General features: G+C 57.8%; 11 protein-coding genes. 6 read left to right on the top strand and 5 right to left on the bottom strand.

The genetic code is table 11. The features are described from left to right. The first annotated feature begins 367 nt into the window (after positions 1–367). Together ACZ0A4_RS02380 and ACZ0A4_RS02385 are read left to right on the top strand one after the other, a co-directional pair. Positions 368–11,599, top strand: coding sequence for a two-partner secretion domain-containing protein (locus tag ACZ0A4_RS02380; protein ID WP_463572920.1), 11,232 nt, complete (start codon positions 368–370; stop codon positions 11,597–11,599). Next, positions 11,596–12,102 (top strand): hypothetical protein, encoded by a 507-nt coding sequence (locus ACZ0A4_RS02385; RefSeq protein WP_463572921.1) that lies wholly within the window; start codon positions 11,596–11,598, stop codon positions 12,100–12,102. Before ACZ0A4_RS02380 ends, ACZ0A4_RS02385 begins: the two co-directional genes overlap by 4 nt. 74 nt (positions 12,103–12,176) lie before the next feature. On the opposite strand, the gene ACZ0A4_RS02390 is transcribed toward ACZ0A4_RS02385, so the two are convergent. Next, complete coding sequence (locus ACZ0A4_RS02390; RefSeq protein WP_463572922.1) at positions 12,177–12,911, bottom strand: DUF899 domain-containing protein; 735 nt, start codon at positions 12,909–12,911, stop codon at positions 12,177–12,179. 174 nt (positions 12,912–13,085) lie between these two features. On the opposite strand from ACZ0A4_RS02390, the gene ACZ0A4_RS02395 reads away from it, so the two are divergent. Then, positions 13,086–13,478 (top strand): hypothetical protein, encoded by a 393-nt coding sequence (locus ACZ0A4_RS02395; RefSeq protein ID WP_034153215.1) that lies wholly within the window; start codon positions 13,086–13,088, stop codon positions 13,476–13,478. A gap of 124 nt (positions 13,479–13,602) precedes the next feature. Here the strand turns inward: ACZ0A4_RS02395 and ACZ0A4_RS02400 are convergent, their stop codons facing one another. The 3 genes from ACZ0A4_RS02400 to ACZ0A4_RS02410 form a co-directional block, all read right to left on the bottom strand. After that, positions 13,603–14,472, bottom strand: a complete 870-nt coding sequence (locus ACZ0A4_RS02400; protein ID WP_463572923.1) for a DUF6279 family lipoprotein — start codon at positions 14,470–14,472, stop codon at positions 13,603–13,605. A gap of 78 nt (positions 14,473–14,550) precedes the next feature. After that, entirely contained in the window at positions 14,551–15,267 is a 717-nt protein-coding gene (locus tag ACZ0A4_RS02405; RefSeq protein WP_463572924.1) for a TorF family putative porin, read from the bottom strand. A gap of 206 nt (positions 15,268–15,473) precedes the next feature. After that, on the bottom strand, positions 15,474–15,662 hold the full coding sequence (locus ACZ0A4_RS02410) for a hypothetical protein (RefSeq protein ID WP_016985943.1): 189 nt from the start codon (positions 15,660–15,662) through the stop codon (positions 15,474–15,476). 340 nt (positions 15,663–16,002) lie between these two features. Between ACZ0A4_RS02410 and ACZ0A4_RS02415 the strand changes: the two genes are divergently transcribed. The 3 genes from ACZ0A4_RS02415 (at position 16,003) to ACZ0A4_RS02425 (ending at position 18,464) form a co-directional block, all read left to right on the top strand. Beyond that, a complete protein-coding gene (locus ACZ0A4_RS02415; protein ID WP_463572925.1) occupies positions 16,003–16,839 on the top strand; it encodes a CvfB family protein in 837 nt (278 codons plus the stop codon). A 46-nt stretch (positions 16,840–16,885) separates the two neighbouring features. After that, positions 16,886–17,284 carry a DUF2177 family protein gene (locus tag ACZ0A4_RS02420; RefSeq protein ID WP_463572926.1) on the top strand — a complete coding sequence of 133 codons (399 nt, stop codon included), beginning with the start codon at positions 16,886–16,888 and terminating at the stop codon, positions 17,282–17,284. A gap of 247 nt (positions 17,285–17,531) precedes the next feature. Next, positions 17,532–18,464: a DMT family transporter gene (locus ACZ0A4_RS02425; RefSeq protein ID WP_463577475.1), complete on the top strand. Its 933-nt coding sequence runs from the start codon at positions 17,532–17,534 to the stop codon at positions 18,462–18,464. Here the strand turns inward: ACZ0A4_RS02425 and ACZ0A4_RS02430 are convergent. Continuing rightward, the gene (locus ACZ0A4_RS02430) at positions 18,409–19,590 is read right to left on the bottom strand and encodes an MFS transporter (protein WP_463572927.1); all 1,182 of its coding nucleotides are present in this window, start codon (positions 19,588–19,590) and stop codon (positions 18,409–18,411) included. The genes ACZ0A4_RS02425 and ACZ0A4_RS02430 overlap by 56 nt on opposite strands. Positions 19,591–19,654: the final 64 nt, after the last annotated feature.

Genomic DNA, 19,654 nt, shown 5'->3' on the forward strand with positions numbered 1-19,654 from the left:
CCTGATGCGCATCGACTTGTGTGACCGATAAGTCGCGATTTTCGGCAAAACTTCAATGATGTCCCGTAAACCCGCGTTCTAGAGCGGTCCCCCCAAAAGCCTTGTTACGGCTTATTGACGCCAGAATGATGGCAATCTACCATCGCGCCATCACATTGATATCAATGTGCGCTTTCGAGGGATCGAACAGACTTTTCGCAGTCTGCACTGCGATTGTTTTCGCATCGTTTCGGACGTTCTGACCGAAACGCGCATTTATCCCCATTTGTTTCTTTCACTCTGCCGGCACCCTGATTTTTGCCGGGTAGGGATTGCTTTGCCTGTCGATTGCCCCGATCAACTTGCCCGTTGCAAAGAGACTTTAAACATGGACGTTCCCTTGTACGCCTTCCTTGCTCGTCAGCCTGCTGCTGCCGTGAAAACCCGCGAATCATTCCTTGGCATGCCCAAGCGCGGGCTGGCGTTTCTCCTGGCGAACGTCATGTTCTGGCAACCGATGTGGGCGCAGGCCGACGGCATCGTGGTGGCCAACCCCAATACCTCGCTGGATCGCGCCGGCAATGGCGTGCCGATCATCAACATCGCTACGCCCAATGCCAGCGGCCTGTCGCATAACCAGTTCCACGACTACAACGTCGGTGCGCAGGGGCTGATCCTCAACAACGGCTCGACGCAGAACAATCTCACCCAGCTGGGCGGGCATATCATCGACAACCCGAACCTGAAAAACAGCGGTTCGGCACAGGCGATTCTCAACGAAGTCATCAGCGGCAACCCGAGCCAGTTGCGCGGCTACACCGAAGTGGCGGGGCAGTCGGCGCGGGTGATCGTCGCCAACCCGTATGGCATTACCTGCAACGGTTGCGGTTTTATCAACTCGCCGCGCGTCACGCTGACTACCGGCAAACCTGTACTCGATAACGGCCGACTGGATCGCTTTCAGGTCGATCAGGGGTCGGTGGCCATCGAGGGGGCGGGGCTTAATGCGACCAACGTCGACCGTTTCGAAATCATTACCCGCAGCGCAAAGATCAACGCCGAGATTCAGGCGCAGAACCTGACGATTGTTGCCGGTCGCAACGACGTCAACGCACAAACCCTGAATGCCACCGCCCGCGCCGATGACGGCAGCGGCAAACCGCAACTGGCCATCGACTCTTCGGCGCTTGGTGGTATGTACGCTGGCGCGATCAAACTGGTCGGCACCGAGGCCGGGGTCGGGGTGAAACTCGACGGCAAGCTGATTACCAGCGGCGGTGATATTCAACTGGATGCCAATGGTCAGTTGAGTCTGGCCGACACCTCGGCCACTGGCGCGGTCAACGTCAAGGCCGCCAGCCTCGACGCGCGCGGCCCGGTTTACGCCGGCACTGCGCTCAATGTGCAAACCCAAGGCAACCTGACCAACCGCCAGACCCTCGCGGCCCGCGACAGCATCAACCTCAGCGCGGGCGGCCAACTGACCAACGCTGGCGCCATCGATGCCGGCGTCTACGCCGACGGCAGCCGCAATACCAGCGGCGATCTGAGCCTCACTGCGCAGAACCTCGACAACACCGGCAAAAGCCTCACCGCCAGCCGCAACCTGACCATCAACACCGCGCAAACCCTGAACAACCAGGGCGGCACGCTCAGCGGCCAAACCGCTGCGATCAGCGCCGGTACGCTGGACAACCGCAACGCCGGCAAGGTGCAGAGCAACGGCACGCTGAACCTCAACGCCGCGCAGGTGCTCAACAACCAAGGCGTGATTAACAGCAATGCCAGCCTCACCGCCAGCATCGGGCAGTTGATCAACAGCAGCGGCGAACTCAGCAGCCAGACCGACGTGGTCCTCAACGTCACCTCGCTGGACAACGTTGCCGGCCTGATGAGCGCTGGCCGCCTGCTCGACATCAGCGCCCTCGGCGCAATCAACAACCGCACCGGCAAGATCGGCGCCAAACAGACCTTGCTGGTAAAAGCCCAACAGCTCGACAACAGCCAGCAGGGCCAGTTGACCAGCGAAGGCACGCTGACCACGCGGATCAGCGAGCAACTGAACAACCAGAACAAGGGCCTGATCCAGGCCAACGGTGCCATGGACGTGCAGGCTACGCGCCTGGATAACCGCGCCGGCAAGATTTCCAGCCTCGACACCCTGACCGTCAGCAGCGCCAACACCGACAACCGTGGCGGCACCCTGCGTGCCGATCAGGCAGCAAAACTGTTGATCAGTGAGCTCGACAACCGCGACAAGGGTCGCCTCGAAAGCAAGACGGCGCTGACCTTCGAAGGCAATACGCTGAACAACAGCAATGGCGGCCTGCTGACCTCGACCGGTCTGTTGAGCCTCAAAGCCAAAGCCGTGACCAACGATGGCGGACGAATCTCTGCCAAAGGTGATATCGACGCCAACATCGACAGCCTCAATCAAGAGCACGGTGAACTGGTTGCCGAAGGCAATCTGCTGCTGACCGGCCAAACCCTCAACAGTCATCAGGACAGCCTGGTTGGCTCGCTCAAAACCCTGACCGTCAACGTCGAGCAGATCGACAACCGCGCCAGCACACTCTCCAGCCAGCTGGACCTGCACATCAACGGTTCGCGCCTGGACAACAGCGACGGCGGCAAGGTGCTGTCCGACACCACGCTGGCGCTGAAAGTAGCGCAGATCATCAATGCCACCAACGGCCTGATTTTCAGCAAAGGCGCGAGCACCCTCAGCGGCATCGGTCTGAGTAACGTCGGCGGGCGCATCGTCAGCCAGAACACCCTCGGGCTGACCTTCGACGAGGCCATGGACAACCAGCAAGGCCTGATCAGCAGCGAAGGGCAGATGACCCTTACCGCCGGCAGCCTCGACAACCGTCTGGGCAAACTGTCGAGCCTTGAAGCGATGGCGCTGACCGCCAGCGGATCCGTGCTGAGTCAGGGCGGCCTGATCGTTTCGCAGAAAGGCCTGACCTTTAAAAGTGGCAGTCTGGATAACAGCGACAACGGCATCATCAGCGCCAAGGCCGATTCGACCCTGACTACCGGCGAGTTGAAGAACCGACAGGGCGGCAGTATCGCCACCGATGGCTCACTATTATTGACCGCCGCGCACCTGGACAACTCCGGTGGCAGCCTCGGCAGTCAGCAGAGACTCGAAGTCTCGGTGACCTCGCTGGCGCAGGACGGCGGCGAGCTGTTCAGCAACGGCGAGCTGACCCTGGACATGAACAATGGTCTGCTCAATAACCAGCGCGGCAACATCCATACGCCGGGCCAGTTGCTGCTGAAAAACCTCAAGGACGTCAACAACAGTGCCGGCGAAATTTCCGCCGCCAAGGCCTGGAGCGTCAACGCACAAAGCCTGAACAACGACGGCGGCAAACTGCTGAGCAACGAAAAGCTCACCCTGGTCATCGAGCGTGCGCTGAGCAACGTCAAAGGCCTGATCGCCTCCGCCAGCCTCGACAGCCGCAGCGACAGTCTGAACAACAGCGGCGGCGACATTCGCGTGCGCGGTGATGCCGATTTCAGCGTCACCGCAATGTTCGATAACCAGAACGGCGTGGTCATCGCCGACAACGGTCTGACGATCACCGCCGCCAGTCTGGATAACCGTCAGGAAGGTCTGATCGGTTCAACCCAAGCGCTGAACCTCAACGTCGCTCGCGTCGACAACCGCAGCGGCGAATTGTCGAGCAAGGCCGATGTCAGCCTGATCGGCGCGTGGCTCGATAACAGTGACAGCGGTTACATGCTCGCCGGCGGCAATCTGGCGCTGACCGTCAATGACGTCATCAACCGCAACAAAGGCCTGCTGTCCGGTGACACCGGGCTGACGCTGACCGGCAAGACGCTGGAAAACAGTGGACGCCTGAGTAGCCAGAAAGACCTTGCGATCAATCTCTCCGGGGATCTGAACAATGCACAGGGCAGCCTCGTCAACGAAGGCGCCTTGGCGATTACCGCGCAAACTCTCAACAACAACGCCGGTACTGTCTCCAGCGCCAAAGCGCTGACCGTCGACACGCGCGGCGCCGTCAGCAACCAGGGCGGCAAACTGCTGACCGACGGCGATCTCACCCTCAACAGCAGCGCGCTGGATAACCAGCAAAAGGGTGTGCTCAGCAGCAAAGCCAACCTGAACATCAGCACTGGCGAACTCAACAACAGCCAAGCGAATATTTACGCGGCCGACCACGTTGAGATCAATGCCGGTCAGGTGACCAACACCGCAGGCAGCCTCGGCGCGGGCAAGACGCTGACCGCCAATCTACAAGGCCTCGACCAGCAGGGCGGCAAACTGTTCAGCGGCGGCACCGTCAGTGTCGATCTGAACGGCGGCGCGCTGAACAATCAGGGCGGCGTGATCAACGCGCCGGACGAGTTGCGGCTGAAAAACCTCTCCGAGGTGAACAACAGTGACGGCGAGATTTCCAGCGACAAGGCTTTTGAACTGATCGCCAAGTCGCTGGACAACAGCGGCGGCCAATTGCTGAGCAACCAGAAACTCACCCTGACCCTCGACAACGCGCTGACCTCGATCAATGGCACGATTGCCGCTGCGGCGTTGCAGGTTCGCGCGGCGAGTCTGGATAACAGCGACGGCGGTGTATTGCTCAGTGACAGCGATATCGAGGTGACTGTCGATGGCCTGCTGAAAAACACCAACAAAGGCAGCATCCGCGCCGCACAACAACTGACCCTCAACAGCACCGGCCTGAACAATCAGGGCGGCACGCTGGTCGGCGTCTCAGGCCTGAACATTGACCTGGGCGCCAGCGCGCAGGACCTGAACAACCAGGACGGCGTGATCAGCAGCAAAGGCGGGTTGAGCATTGCCCATCTGCGCGACCTGAATAACCAGAACGGCGTGATCAACAGCAAAGGCGTGCTGAGCATCGCCACCCTGCGTGACCTGAATAACCAGCAGGGCGAAATCTCCAGCGTCAACAGCTTCAGCCTCACCGGCAACCGCTTCGACAACCGTGGCGGCAACCTGATCAGCAACGATCAGTTGAGCCTCACGGCTGCCGAACTGAAAAACCAGGGTGGACTGATTTCGGGCTGGAACGGGGTCACCCTTACAGGCGGCACGCTCGATAACAGTCGCGAAGGCACCGTCTCCAGTCTGCTCGGCGACACCAGCATCGACCTCAGTGGAGCGTTGATCAACCACAGCAATGGGGGCGTGGGCGGCAAAGGCGAGGTGAGCATCAAGGCTACCAGTCTGGACAACAGCAACGGCATCGTCACGAGCGGCGGCAAGCAAACGTTGACCATCAGCGGCGGCAACATCAGCAACACTGCGGGTGGATTGATCGAAAGTGGCGACGCACTGGTTATCCGTGCCGCCACGCTGGACAACACCTCCGGTAGAATCAGCGCCACAAAAGCCCTGAATTTCACTGGCACGCAGCTGAACAACACCGGCGGCAGTCTGGTTGGCGATGACAGCGTCACCCTCGACCTGCTCGGTGCTCTCATCAATATCAATGGGACTCTGGGCAGTACCGGCGCATTCTTGATCAACCGCTCCACAAGCATTGATAACCGCAGCGGGCAATTGATCAGCCAGACCCTGCTGAGCCTGTTTACCAGCGGCGATCTGAATAACAGTCAACGCGGCACTCTGTCGGCCAAAGATCAACTGGATATCGCCGCTGGCGGCACGCTGCATAATGAAAACGATGGCTTGATCTCCAGCCGCGATGCCGGTGTAACCCTCACCGCCGCCGCACTGAACAACGACAAAGGCGCGGTGCAAAGCATGACCGCGCTGACCGTGATCACGGGCACTGGCGCCATCGACAACCAGGGCGGCAAAATCATCGCCCAGAACGGCGACCTGACCCTCACCGCCGCCAGCCTCGACAGCCGTGGCGGGGTGCTTTCAAGCCTCAAAGGTCTGCTGCAAACCCGATTGAGCGGCATGTTGCGCAACGGTCAGGGCGGCAAGATCGAAGGCAGTCGCCTCGACCTGCAGGCACTGGGCGGTATCTACAGCGACGGCGGGCGAATCGCCGCCAACACCGGCAACATCCTGCTCAACGCCGGCGGCAACACTCTCGACAACAGCGGCGGCGGGATCTATGCCAAAGGCGCGGTGAAAACCATCGCCGGTTCGATGAACAACAACAGCGGTCAGATCAGCGGCAGCAGCATCGAGCTGGGTGTCGACGGCAACCTGAGCAACCGCAGTGGCTTGATCGAAAGCGCCAGCACACTGGCGATTCGCGCGGCCAGCCTCGACAACCAGGGCGGCAAATTGCGCGCGCTCGGCACCAGCGGCAAAACCGACTTCCAGATTGGCAGCCTGTTCGATAACCGTAATGGTCTGGTGGAAACCGCCAACACTGATTTCACCCTCGCGGCACCGAGCTTCCTCAATGCCGGCGGTTCGCTGACGCATGTCGGTCTGGGTGAATTCGGCATCTCCACCGCCAACGTGATGAACGCCGGCGGCTCGCTGGTGACCCGTGGCGGCCTGACGCTGAACGCCGACAGCTGGACCAACAGCAGCGTGATTCAGGCGGGGCGGTTGACGGTGAATGTCGGCAACTTTGTGCAGACTGCTAGCGGGCAGTTGCTGGCTTCCAATCAACTGGTGGGGCGTGGCGGCAATTGGAGCAACGAAGGTTTGATCGCCAGTGACGGCAGTCTGGATATCCAGCTGTCCGGGAATTACGGCGGCAATGGTCGTGTCAGCAGCCTGGGTGATATGACCTTCAATGCTGCGCAACTTGGCTTGACCGGTGCTTCCAGTATCGGCGGTGGTGGCCTGACCACCGTTAACGTCGGTGGCCTGCTGAACAATGCCGGCGGACGACTGACTTCAAACTATGCGATGACGATCAACGCCGGTGCGGTGAGCAACACCGGTACGTTGGGGGCTGCGCAGGATCTGACAATCAGGACTGCAAATCTGGTAAATAACCGCGGCCTGGTGTTCAGCGGCGGCAACATGAATCTGCTGGTAAACGACTTCACCAACCAGACCGGTGACGTTTACAGCATTGGCAATTTGACGATTGGCGGGCAATACGGCGGGCGTGCGAACAGCGTTAATAACTTCGCGGCTTCGATCAATGTGGATGGTGATTTTTCGCTGTCGGCCAATAGTTTCAATAACAAGACCGAGGGTGTGATTGGCGAAGAGAAATTCGTCTCTGGCGACATCACTTTTAACTGGCGTGACAATACTTTCTACGTGAAAGAAAGTTTTGACTCGCAATCTACGATCACCGGACCACAGGCATCGTTATCTGTTGCCGGAAACCTGACTGCCAACGTCGGTGCGTTTTCAAACATCGCCTCTCTGATATCGGCCGGACAAAATATCAAGCTGGACGTGGATACCTTTGATAATAAAGGGCTGCAGTCGGGCAGCTTCACGCGCTCGCGAACTTTCAAGCTGTCGTACGTGCCAGGCAGTTTGATAGACGGGTATGACAACGAACTGTACGACTATGCACTGAGGAACTCGAAATACGTTTATCGCTACGGGAAAAGCGTGCATGAGCCGGATAAGGGGGGAACCCATTGGGAATCCACAGACCTGGACAAGCAACTGACCACAACGATCAATACAAAGTATGGAGTAGGGCCTGAGGTTGCTGTGCCTGCGTCGATTCTCGCTGGTCAACTCAAAGACGACAGCAGGATCTTCACCAACGGCGGCGGCAGCGTTTCCTCGATCGTTCAGGCCGGCCAAGCCGTCCAGATCAACGCCAAAACCACGATCAACAACGGCAACCTGAACCCGTACACCAATTTTGGTGGCACGGTAAAAGACACGGCTGATACAGGGGTTAAGAACTCTGCCAAACCCACCGTGGTGTTCTTGAATCCGCAGTTGCCGCCGGATCTGGCTCAACAGCAAGTCAATCCGCTGGCCCTGCCGGGCTTCACCTTGCCAACCGGCGATAACGGCCTGTTCCGACTCAGCCGCAAGGACGGTAGCGAACAGACGACTGTTGCGGCTAAAGACTGGACTATCGGCTCGATCACTGCCGCACCGTCCGGCCACACAGGCGGAATGCCGGTCAGGCATGCCACCGATTTCCAGATCGACAAAGACGATCCGGTCTCGATGAAAAAACGCGACCTGGCACTGAGTGATGCAGCCTCACTGAATCTCAACGACAGAACGGCGCAGTTCAACGTCGGCGCAACTGCTACTGACGGACCAGTAGGTGTGCTGCTGCCAACGCGTGGCAACGGCGCCTTCGACGTACCGCGCGTACAGGGCTTGCCTGACACCAGCGTGCGTTCCAACCCGCACAAATATCTGATCGAGACCAACCCGGTGCTGACCGATCTCAAGCAGTTCATGAGTTCGGATTACTTGCTCGACAAACTCGGCTACGACCCCGACAACAGCGCCAAGCGTCTGGGCGATGGTCTGTTTGAACAGCGCCTGGTGCAACAAGCCGTGGTCGCCCGCACCGGCCAGCGCTTCATCGACGGCCAGACCTCTGACGAAGCCATGTTCAAGTACCTGATGAACAACGCCATCGCCAGCAAGAATGAACTCAACCTGTCGATGGGCGTGACCTTGACCGCCCAGCAAGTGGCGGCACTGACCCACGACATCGTCTGGCTCGAAGAGCACGAAGTGAACGGTGAGAAGGTGCTCGTGCCTGTCTTGTATCTAGCCCATGCCGATAACCGTCTGGCGCCGAACGGTGCACTGATCCAGGGCAATGATGTTGACCTGATCGCGGGCCAGAACCTGACCAACGCAGGAACGTTGCGCGCTACCAACAATCTGGCGGCCAGTGCCGGGCAAGACCTGACCAACAGTGGCTTGATTGAGGCGGGGAATCGGCTGGGGCTGCTCGCCACCCATGACATCATCAATAAATCAGGCGGTGTCATTTCCGGACGCGATGTCACCATGGTGACGCTGACCGGAGACGTCATCAACGAGCGCACGGTCAACAGTACGGTCTTCAACAACAAGGGCCAAATCCAGCAACGTGACTACGTTGATAGCGCTGCACGTATCGAAGCAGCCAATGATCTGACCATCTTCTCGGGCCGGGACGTGCTTGGCATCGGTGGGGCCATGTCCAGCGGGGGAGACACGCGGATCGAGGCCAGTCGAGATATCGCCATCGCTTCGGCCCAACAGCTGAGCGTTGACAGTGGCGGCAAGGAACAACGCAGCTCCATCACGCAGTACGGATCCAGCATCAATGCCGGACGCGATATCTTGATGAGCGCGGGCCGTGACTTTGCCGCCGTGGGCAGTGACATGAATGCCAAGCGCAATTTCACCCTCGTTGCAGAGGGTGATGTGACGATTGCTTCAGCCGCTGATGAAAGTCACTCCTATTCAAAAACCAAAAAACTCACGACTCAGGAAGACCACGTTAAACAGATTGCCAGCACGATCACTGCCGGTGGTGATGTCGCGATCCGCGCAGGTAATGATTTGGCGCTGATCTCCAGTCGTATCACCGCTGGCGATGAGGCCTATCTGGTGGCGAAGAACGATATTCAAGTGCTTGCCGCACAAGACACGGACTACTCTTTGTACGACAAAAAAGACAAAGGCAGTTTTGGCAAAAAGAAATTGAAGCATGACGAAGTCACGCAGGTGACGAACGTTGGCAGTGAGATTAGGACCGGTGGCAACCTGGCTGTTGTGAGTGGCGGCGATCAACGATTCCAGGTCGCGAAACTCAACAGCGGTGGCGACATCCTGTTGGACAGTGGTGGGCAGATTGTCTTTGAAGGCGTGAAGGATCTGCACGATGAGAGCCATACGAAAACCAACAATAATGCGTTCTGGAACTCTTCCAAAGGTAAGGGCAATACCGACGAAACGTTCCGTCAGACGCAGATGTTTGCCAAGGGCGACATCGTCATCAAAGCGGTCGATGGCCTGAAAATCGATGTAAAGCAGGTCAATCAGCAAACGGTCAGCGAGTCCATTGATGCCATGGTCAAGGCCGATCCGCAGATGGCCTGGCTTAAACAGGCAGAAGAACGTGGCGATGTGGACTGGCGGCAGGTCAAGGAGATTCACGAGTCTTTCAAATACCAGAACTCCGGCTTGGGGCCAGCTTCACAACTGATCATTGCCATCGCGATGGCTGCCATCCTCGGACCGATGATGGCCGGCATGAACGCAATGTTGCAGGGAGTCGCCATTACCGCCGCAACCAAAGCGACGGTCAGCACGATCGATAACCGCGGTAACCTTGGAAAAGTGCTCAAGGACGTTACGTCCGAAGATGCCTTGAAAAGCTACGTCGTGGCGGCGGCAACTGCAGGCGTTACTCAGGGAATGAAGTTCGATGTGGGCAATATCACTTTGACGCCGGAGGGGCTCAAGGCCGTGGCGACCAAAGTGACTGCCGATGCGTTGATCAAAACCGTCGTCTACGGAGGCAGTTTCAAAGACAACCTGGTCAGCTCTGCGGCCGGAACGCTGGCCAGCATCGGCGCAGCCATGGGCGCTGGGGAAATTGGCGACCTGAAACTGCCCGAAGGCAGTCTGGAAAAAATTCTCCTGCACGCCGGACTCGGCGGTCTGGTGTCCAAAGCCATGGGCGGAGATTTCGGCACCGGAGCGCTTGCCGGTGGTGCCAACGAGTTTCTGGTCGGATTGCTGGGCGATAAGCTCTTGCCGGAAAATTATGTTCCGGGAACTCCTGAATACATTCAGGCGCAGGCCAATCTACTGGCCGTCTCACAAATAGTGGGGGTGTTGGGCGCTGCCGCTTCCGGGGGCGATGTGGGTATCGCCGCTTCGGTGGCAGCCAATGGAACGCTTTACAACTATCTGTCTCACCAAGCCTTTGAGGAAGTCGAAAATTGCCTCAATGGCAAAACCTGCACGACGAAGGAACAGAAAGACGCTGCCATCGCCAAGGCCGAAAAGCTGAGCGAATTTCTCGATTCGGAAATGCGTAGCATGTGTGACAAGGCCCCTCAAAGTGATGGCTGCCGCACGGCGGTCAATTCGGCGCTCAAATACATTGCCATGCAGGATGCGTGGAATGTCATGCACAAAGACGTGGCACGTACATCGCAAACGACCTTTGACTATCTCTACAACACCCAAGGTGCTTCCGATCGTCTGGTGACCTATCTGAACACGATCGACAACCGAGCCAACTTTTTCGGTGCGAGCAATGTGTATGAGCAACAACTTGGAATAGGCGCGTCATGGTTTGGAGGGGCTGAGACCGTTTCCCGAGCGCTGTTGACCGGTTTGGGCGCAGATGGCAATGCATCGTTCCTCAGCTTCGGTCTGGGCTGGTTCCTGGCGCCTGTTTATGACTGGCGTAAAGCGGCTGGCGATGCGTTGATTACGGGCGGGTTTGATAACTTCAAGGACCTCTACAATAAAAACGCTACGGATCCGGCAGGCTGGGATATCAAACAATTGAAGAACGAGCAGTCGTTGTTGCAGACCATTCATGAGAAGTTTCTGGGTGATCACACGTTCTTTCAAACGGTTGGCAAGTACGCAACAGATACATCACTCAACCCGTTTATTGGCGACAAACAGGGCGTCGATGGTGGCGTGATTATTTTGAATTACGACTCAAGGGTCGAATATGGCTGTAAATTGCTGGGTCTTTCGAAAAGCCAGGGTTGCGCACCATGAGTAAGACGGGGTATCCACACCGCAGGGTTTTTCTGGCGTTTCTTTTATGCCCGTTCGTTTTGGGATTCATTGGGGGGATCATCAAGACCTTCACTCTGCTTGCTCACTTGGTCAATACCCCGAAACTCTTGGGCGAGGTCAGGGGAGGCGAACTGGTTCTAATGCCGTTATTAGCGCCATTTCTTGCGCAACTGATTTTCCTCCTGCCCTTTTTAATAGTGGCAGGGGCAATTTCATTGCTGAAGGTCAGGAGGACGACGGCGAACTGTTGGCGGGTGGCACTGGCGGGTGCCTGTGTCGCCACCGGATGGGTGTTTTGTTTTGTCTTGCTCGTGGTGTTCGACGAAGACATTAAGGGCGGCGGGATTTCGGATTATCTGATGGAGTTGTCGGGCGTGTTTTTCGCATCACTGGCGACGTGTTGGTTCGCCGCCAGATTGTTCCTTCCTCAGGAAAACATTGATAACTACCGCTCGGGCGACAAAACAATTCAGAGTCCCTGAACAGGCGCCCGGAAGGACGCGAAAGAGGGCACTTGTGAGCACGCCCACTCCCACTGTTTCCATCTACTCGCTCCTTATTTTTCGTGGCAGCAACTGGACGCTTTTTCCCCGTCATACCGATCATGATGCCGCACCCACTCCATGATCTCGTCCTCATTCCTGCCCTTGGGTGTGAGGTCGAGGTAGTTGTAGGCGCCGACCAGCATGTCCAGACCGCGGGCATAGGTTGAATAAGTGTGGAAAATGTCGCCCTTTGCATCACGATAAAATACGCTCAGACCGGGCATTTCTTCCTCGGCGCTGTCAGTCTTTTCGTAGTTGTACGTAGCCTTTCCCGCCGCGACATCTTCAGCCCTTGCGCAAACTCCGAAGTCGTAGTTGAAGTCACAGCCTTCTGAAGAAACCCAGTCAAACTTCCAGCCCATCCGCTGTTTAAATGCCTGAAACTCGTTGAACGGCGCATGAGATACCGCAACCACGGCAATGTCGTGATGGGCCAGATGCTGATTGGCACCGTCGATGTGGTCGCTGAGGAACGAGCAACCCTGACAGCCTTCCTCCCAATCCTTGGCAAACATGAAGTGGTAAACCACCAATTGGCTGTGTTGGCCGAACAGAGACGCGAGTTTCAGTTCGCCGTTTGGTCCCTGAAAGTGGTAGTCCTTGTCGACCTTTACCCACGGCAACGCACGACGTTCAGCGCTGAGGCGGTCGCGTTCCTTGGTGAAGGCTTTTTCGTGGGCGAGGTGTTGCTTGCGGGCGGCGAGCCATTCTTCGCGCGATACCACCGGATGATTCTCAACGTTCATGATGATTTCTCCTGCGGGTTGAAACCGTCTGTTTCAGACTAGTCGTTTAACCCTGTGGGAAATCGACAGACCGCCGGTCGGTCACCTCGACAAATGCGGCTGAACGGCTGGGAACGGCTCCGGTCACAACCTATGAACGCGCCATAAATCATGCGCACCGGAGGTTGTATCAGGATGACGACTTATAACTGGGATTTGATTGAACGCTTGCTGCACGAAGTGCAGAACAGTGCCGGCCACAGTTTTGCTCCTCGGGCCTATGCCGAAGACTATGCGGCGGAGAAAGCCAGTGCGGGCGAGCCGATCGAGAACCTTGATCATCTGAAAACGCTGGCTTGCGACTATGAAAGATTGTTGCTCCTGCGCGGCTATATCGCACCGCGTCCGGATGAAGAGGGCAGCACGGGAAACAACTTTGTCCTGACACCACGCGGTTCCAGCCTGCTGAGCCTGATCGACAGCAGCATTCCCGGCAATGATCACCCGCGCCAAGTGCTGGATGAGCAGGAGGATGCGCTGGCTGAGGCGACGTTCGACGAAGTGGCTTCAAAAGCGCAAATTGCATGAGTTCAAAGATACCTCCGTGTGGGAGCGAGCCTGCTCGCGAATACGGTCTGTCAGTGACATTTTTGAAGTCACTGATGCACCGCTTTCGCGAGCAGGCTCGCTCCCACATTGATCTTCGTTTTGTTCAGGGTTTTTGCGCGGCCTTGAGGCATTTGAGGTCGTTGAAGTCTTTGCGCACCCCTTCGATCTTCTTCAACAACCGCTGACGCTGTTGCGGCGTACTTTCGGCCATCAAGTCCACTGCCAGCGAGCGTCCCTGCGCTTCAGTATCGGCGAAGGCCTTGCGGTAATCGGCTGTCCATAGACTCTCGCGATTGACCAGAAGCGTCTCGATTCTCTGTGGGAATTCGGGGCTTTTGCGTTGTGCGACGGCGGCACTGAACTGTTTCTGCCAATGGGCTCGGTTGCCAATCCACTGCGTGTACTGATCGCCAAGCGCGGTCGACCACGCCATGACCCGCTGTTCCTGGGTGGCGCTCAAGGGGCCGAGCCAGTCATTCAAGCGTTTAACCATGCGCGCGCCACGCTCGGCAATCTGTTGATCAAGCGGTGGTTTCAGGTATTCCTGCTGACGCTTGCGCAAATCCTTGGCAAACGCGTCATTCATTTCGGCGACCTGTTTGTCATCCAGTCCTTGCAGCAACTCGATCGCCGACGGGGTGATCTCTCGAGCGGTTTCGGCGATGGCCTGCTTGGCTTCCGTAGTGCGCGCCTGTAACGCGGCATCGGTGACCTGATTGGTTTCGATCATGGTCTGCAGGCGATCAAGCCAGTCCAGATAGCCCGGCAATTGCGTGGTGCAATGCCAGCTCAGGTGGTCTTTGAGGCGTTCGTTGAACCAGTCTTTCTGCTCGCCGTTCATGTCCAGGTAATCGCCGAGTGTCCACGGAATAATGACGTCGAGATTGCGATAGGCCAGACCGACACGGCTACAGGCGCCGAGGGCGAGGGTGAAAATCAGTAGTGCGGCGATGTGCGTGAACCAGCGAGACATGGGCGAATCCTTGCGTGAGCCTGGCTTCGAGGGACTGATTCCTATGTGAACGCAGAATGAACCCGGCAGTTCAGCCGATCAATAGAACGCGCGCTCAGCCTTGAGGGTGACGAGACCGTCGCACTCGCTGTTGTGCCCGGAATAGGCTGAGCAATCGCTGCCGCTGAGGCTGGAGTTGCTGTAGATCAGGTCGAGGTCGACACCCATGAACGGCCGGGACAATTTCACCGACCAGTCGGTAAAACTGCTGACATAACCACCGTCCACGGCGACGGGCGTGTTCAGTTGGTGGGTGGTGTATTTCATGCTGACGCCGATGCCGAATGGCTGGTTGCCGCCAAGATCGGCAAACAAGGTGTTGTTCTGTTTATCCGGGTCGTTGCTGAAGGCCACGCCGAAACGACTGCCGAGCAAGGTCAGGCCACCGAACAGCTCCTGGCTATCGAGGGTATCCACTTTGGGATAGCTGTAGTGGATCATGCCGACTTCGTAGCCGAGGGTCTGATCGAAAGGTTGTTTAAAGCCGACGTAGGAATCGATCTCGAGGTTCTTGCCAGGGCTGATGCCCATGCTCGGTGCGTATTGGCCGAGATAGAGGCCGCTGTCGTGGCTCAGGTCAAGGCCGCCGTGGAACGATCCGACGGCTGCCGGTTTGACCAGGCCCTGGGCCATGCTGCGCGTCGGCGTAGTGCCAAGTTTGAGGTCGAAGTCGCCCAGTTCACGCTGGAAAATCTGCGCGTGCGCGGTCGCACTGGCCAAAAGGCCTACGAGTAATAAACAGGGTGTTCTGCGCATGCGTCACTCCATGAACAGCGAGGGCAGGGCGGCGGGCCTGCTGAAACGCTTGATCTAGACGCGTGCAAGGATACCGGCGAATGCTCGGCATTGATGGCCGTTCGTCGATTTACCAGGGTTTTGTTTAAAAAGGAGGGGGTGTTGCGCGGTGCCAGTCCAGGCGCTTCGAAGCTCAAAGCGCCTCTGGACGGGTGTAAAACCGGGTGTTACTTCTTGCCCAGGCTGATCTGCTTGGACGGGCCGAATGTCTGGCCACTGACGCCTTTGGCAATTTGCTGGATCTCGCCACCAGACTTGAGGAACGCTGCGATCTGATCGTTGATCGATTCGCTTGTTTCAACGGCTGGAGCTGGCTTTGCTTTGCTGGTGGATGCTTTTACACGCATGGCGGCCATTAACCTGTAGAAAAGTAACTCGGCCAGGCATCGTACAGGAATAACTTGACAATTGCTTGGTAAATATCCCCCGGAATAACCCAGCGCAGTGCTGCATTATTCTCGATTGAATATTCGATATATCCGGCTAACCTGCTGTTTTAAATAAGAACATTTGGGCTGGACGGCATTGAAATACTCAACCGCGAGCGGTGATGCCTGCCAGACGAGCGGCACCTCAGTCGAGCCGCACACATGGAAAATCAAGGCGTTGCGCTGATTTCCGACGCGTGCGGATCTGCCGCCCGACGGCCAGCACAAAAACGGGTAGAATGCCGCCCACGCAATGAGGGTTCTGGAAATGGCTTTAGTCGGGCGTTACAACAGTTTGCAAGTGGTTAAACACACTAACTTCGGTTTATATCTGGATGGCGGCGCCGACGGCGAGATTCTTTTGCCTAACCGTTATATCCCGAAAGATATTCCTACCGAAGATGAAGATTGGCTCAACGTATTTGTTTATCTGGACAGCGAAGACAAACTTCTCGCTACCACGGAAAAACCAAAAGTTCAGGTCGGCGAATTTGCCAGTCTGAAAGTCGTTGAAGTCAACAGCATCGGTGTGTTCCTCGATTGGGGGCTGCCGAAGGATCTGTTGCTGCCGTATTCCGAAGAAAAGCGGCAGATGACCGCCGGCGAATACTGCGTGGTGCATGTCTACCTCGACAAGCACACCCGCCGCATCACCGCCACTGCGCGTCTGGATCGCTACCTCGACAAGACCCCGGCCAACTACAGCCCGGGCCAGGAAGTTGATCTGCTGGTTGCCGAAGCCACCGACATGGGTTTCAAGGCGATCATCAACAACAAGCACTGGGGTTTGATCCACAAGAACGAAATCTTCAAGTTCATGCGCGCCGGCATGATCGAGAAGGGCTACATCAAGGAAGTCCGTGCCGACGGCAAGATCGCCCTGAGCCTGCAACCGGTTGGCCAGGAAGCGGCAAGCAGCCTGAACTCGAAGATCCTCAGCAAATTGCGCGACAACAGCGGCACGTTGCCGGTCAGCGACAAGAGTGATCCGGCGTTGATCAGCAGCCTGTTTGGCGTCAGCAAAGGCAACTTCAAGAAGGCCATCGGCTCGCTGTACAAGGAAGGCAAGATCGTTATTCATGCTGATCGCATTGAACTAACCTGAGCCTTGGGTGGCCCATCTTGCATGGGGCACACAGGAGGTCGGGTCGATGAAAAAAACGCTGATTGCCTATGTTGCAACGCTGCTGACGTTTCTGCTGCTCGACGGCATCTGGCTCGGCCTGCTGATGGCGCCGACCTATCGCGAACTGCTCGGTCCGCTGATGCTTGAAAAACCGCTGCTGGTTCCGGCAGCGGTTTTTTATTGCCTGTATGTTTTTGGCTGTGTGGTGTTTGTGGTGCTGCCGGCAGCGACCTGGCAGCGTGCGGCGAAAATGGGCGCGCTGCTCGGCCTGGTGGCTTACGGCACGTATGACCTGACCAATTTGGCGACGTTGCGCGGGTGGTCGGTGCAGGTGACGCTGTTGGATTGGGCGTGGGGAACGTTTGCCACGGCGGTGGCTTGTAGCGTCGGGTTTTTATTGGCGAGGCGGTTTGGCAAGGTCTGATCCGAAATGCAGGTAAGCAATGCCGGCCTCTTCGCGAGCAGGCTCACTCCCACAGGGGAACGCATTCCAAAGTGGGGGCGAGCCTGCTCGCGAATGGCGGCGAAGCCGACAGCCACTCAGCGCTGACGCCACTGAAGAACTAAATGTCTTTTCCAGACGGTTTTTTCCGCCCGACTGATTGATAATCCCCAGCATTGTTTTTGACCATTGGATGGCCTGCCATGTTGTGCGTGTTCGAGGTGTCGCGGTGAGTGTCGAGCGGCGTAATGCCGATAGTTTTGCCTTGCAAGTGATGATCGGCCTGTGCCTGATCTGGGGCGTGCAGCAGGTGATGATCAAATGGGCGGCGCCGGACATTGCGCCAGTCATGCAAGCGGCGGCGCGCTCGGGGATTTCCGCGCTGCTGGTCGGTTTGCTGATCTGCTGGAAGGGTGGCTGGGATCAGGTCGGCGTTACCTGGCGCGGGGGCTTGTTGGCCGGTGCGCTGTTTGGTCTTGAGTTCTTTTTCATCGCCGAAGGCCTGCAACTGACCACTGCCGCACATATGTCGGTGTTCCTTTACACAGCGCCGATTTTCACTGCGCTGGGCGTACATTTTCTGTTGGCCAGTGAGCGGCTGCGACCGCTGCAATGGCTGGGCATTCTGCTCGCGTTCATTGGCATCGCGATTGCCTTCGCCGGTGGCGTGTCATGGGACAATCTCGACCGCCGTATGTTGTTGGGCGATGCCTTCGGTGTACTGGCCGGTGCCTGCTGGGGCGCGACCACCGTGGTGGTCCGCGCATCGCGTCTGTCGGAAGCACCGGTGACGTTGACCCTGTTTTATCAGTTGATCGTCGGTTTTCTCGGCCTGCTGCTGATCGCGCTGTTCAGCGGCCAGATCACTCATGTCAGCCTGACTCCCGTGGCGGTGGCCAGCGTGCTGTTCCAAGGGCTGGTGGTGTCGTTCTTCAGTTACCTGATCTGGTTCTGGCTGCTGCGCCGTTATCTGGCGGCGAACCTTGCGGTTTTTTCGTTCATGACGCCGTTGTTCGGCGTGACCTTCGGTGTGATCCTGCTGGGCGAACAGCTGAGTGTGAACTTCGTCATCGGCGCCGTGCTGGTGTTGCTCGGCATCACCTTTGTCAGCGCCGAACAGTGGCTGCGTCGGCGTTTGCGCAAAGCGCTGGGCCAGCGCTAGTCGACTGCATCGCCAGGCCGCCAGCGATCAGCAAGCCGCTGCCGGCAATTACCAGCGCCGGATGCAGGCCGCCGCTGAAATGGCTGCTCAGTGCTGCCAGCAACGGGCCGCTGAGTTGGCCGACCGCAAAGCAGGCGGTGAGCATGCCGGCATTGCGCTGGGTGGCATGCGGTGCCAGCTCCCGCGAGCGCTGCATCACCAGTTGCATGCAGGCGAGGAACGGCGTGCCACACAGGAGCACCCCCAACGCGAGTCCGCTGCCGCTGCCGAGCAGACAGGCAAACACGCCGGCCGCTTGCAGCCACAGCGTCGCCATCAACCAGTGACGGGTGGTTGCGGGATCGTGACGACGCAGGCTCACCAGCAACACGCCAAGCGCCGCAGCCAGACCAAAACAAGGCCAGAACAAATCCGCCTGCCATTGCCCGTGAAACTGTGCATTGGCCATTTGCGAGAGGAAGGTCGCCGGAATGATGTAACCGATGCCGTACAGCGCATAAATTCCCGCCAGCCGGCCAATGCCCCGACTCGATGGACTAACCGGCGCTGCAATCACCGTCGCCGTTGCGACAGGCGTTGGCAGCAGACGCCAGACACCCAGCATCATCATCAACGCAGTCGCTGCATAAATCAGCCACAACGTCGCGGACGTCTGCTGCAACAGATGTGAGACCAGCGCCAACAACCCTGTCAGAAAAATCCCCAACCCCGGTCCGGCAAACACCAGTGCGCCCAATCTCGGACGACCTGCTGCCGCCGCCAACGGTTGACTCAACGAAGTGATCATCACCAGCACCCAGGCACTCGCCACCCCGGTGCCAAAGCGCAGCACAAGGTGCGACCAGAACCCATCCGCCCAAAATGACGCCAGGGTCAACAGCACACACAGCCACAAGCCACCGTGCAGGCGCCGCTGCACCTGTTGCGGGCGATGCGCGAACATCGCGTCCACCGCACCGAGCAGGTAGCCGAGGTAGTTGGCCGCCGCAATCAGACCGGCGGCCGTCAGGTCGATCTGGCCTTCACTGAGCAGGTGCGGCATTTGTGGCGTGAGGGCGAAACGCCCGATGCCCATGGCCATCATCAGGGCAACGAAGCAAGCGGATAAGCGAATCAGCGGCGACATGGTCGTGAATTCCTTTGAAGGATCAATGACCGTCAGGCTAGGACTGATTGACTTTCTTTAAAAT

This window comes from Pseudomonas sp. AC172, from assembly GCF_979258595.1.

Coding starts and splice junctions, on each gene's coding strand:
- ACZ0A4_RS02380 (WP_463572920.1), top strand. CDS start 368: ATGGACGTTCCCTTGTACGCCTTCCTTGCTCGTCAGCCTGCTGCTGCC.
- ACZ0A4_RS02385 (WP_463572921.1), top strand. CDS start 11,596: ATGAGTAAGACGGGGTATCCACACCGCAGGGTTTTTCTGGCGTTTCTT.
- ACZ0A4_RS02390 (WP_463572922.1), bottom strand. CDS start 12,911: ATGAACGTTGAGAATCATCCGGTGGTATCGCGCGAAGAATGGCTCGCC.
- ACZ0A4_RS02395 (WP_034153215.1), top strand. CDS start 13,086: ATGACGACTTATAACTGGGATTTGATTGAACGCTTGCTGCACGAAGTG.
- ACZ0A4_RS02400 (WP_463572923.1), bottom strand. CDS start 14,472: ATGTCTCGCTGGTTCACGCACATCGCCGCACTACTGATTTTCACCCTC.
- ACZ0A4_RS02405 (WP_463572924.1), bottom strand. CDS start 15,267: ATGCGCAGAACACCCTGTTTATTACTCGTAGGCCTTTTGGCCAGTGCG.
- ACZ0A4_RS02410 (WP_016985943.1), bottom strand. CDS start 15,662: ATGGCCGCCATGCGTGTAAAAGCATCCACCAGCAAAGCAAAGCCAGCT.
- ACZ0A4_RS02415 (WP_463572925.1), top strand. CDS start 16,003: ATGGCTTTAGTCGGGCGTTACAACAGTTTGCAAGTGGTTAAACACACT.
- ACZ0A4_RS02420 (WP_463572926.1), top strand. CDS start 16,886: ATGAAAAAAACGCTGATTGCCTATGTTGCAACGCTGCTGACGTTTCTG.
- ACZ0A4_RS02430 (WP_463572927.1), bottom strand. CDS start 19,590: ATGTCGCCGCTGATTCGCTTATCCGCTTGCTTCGTTGCCCTGATGATG.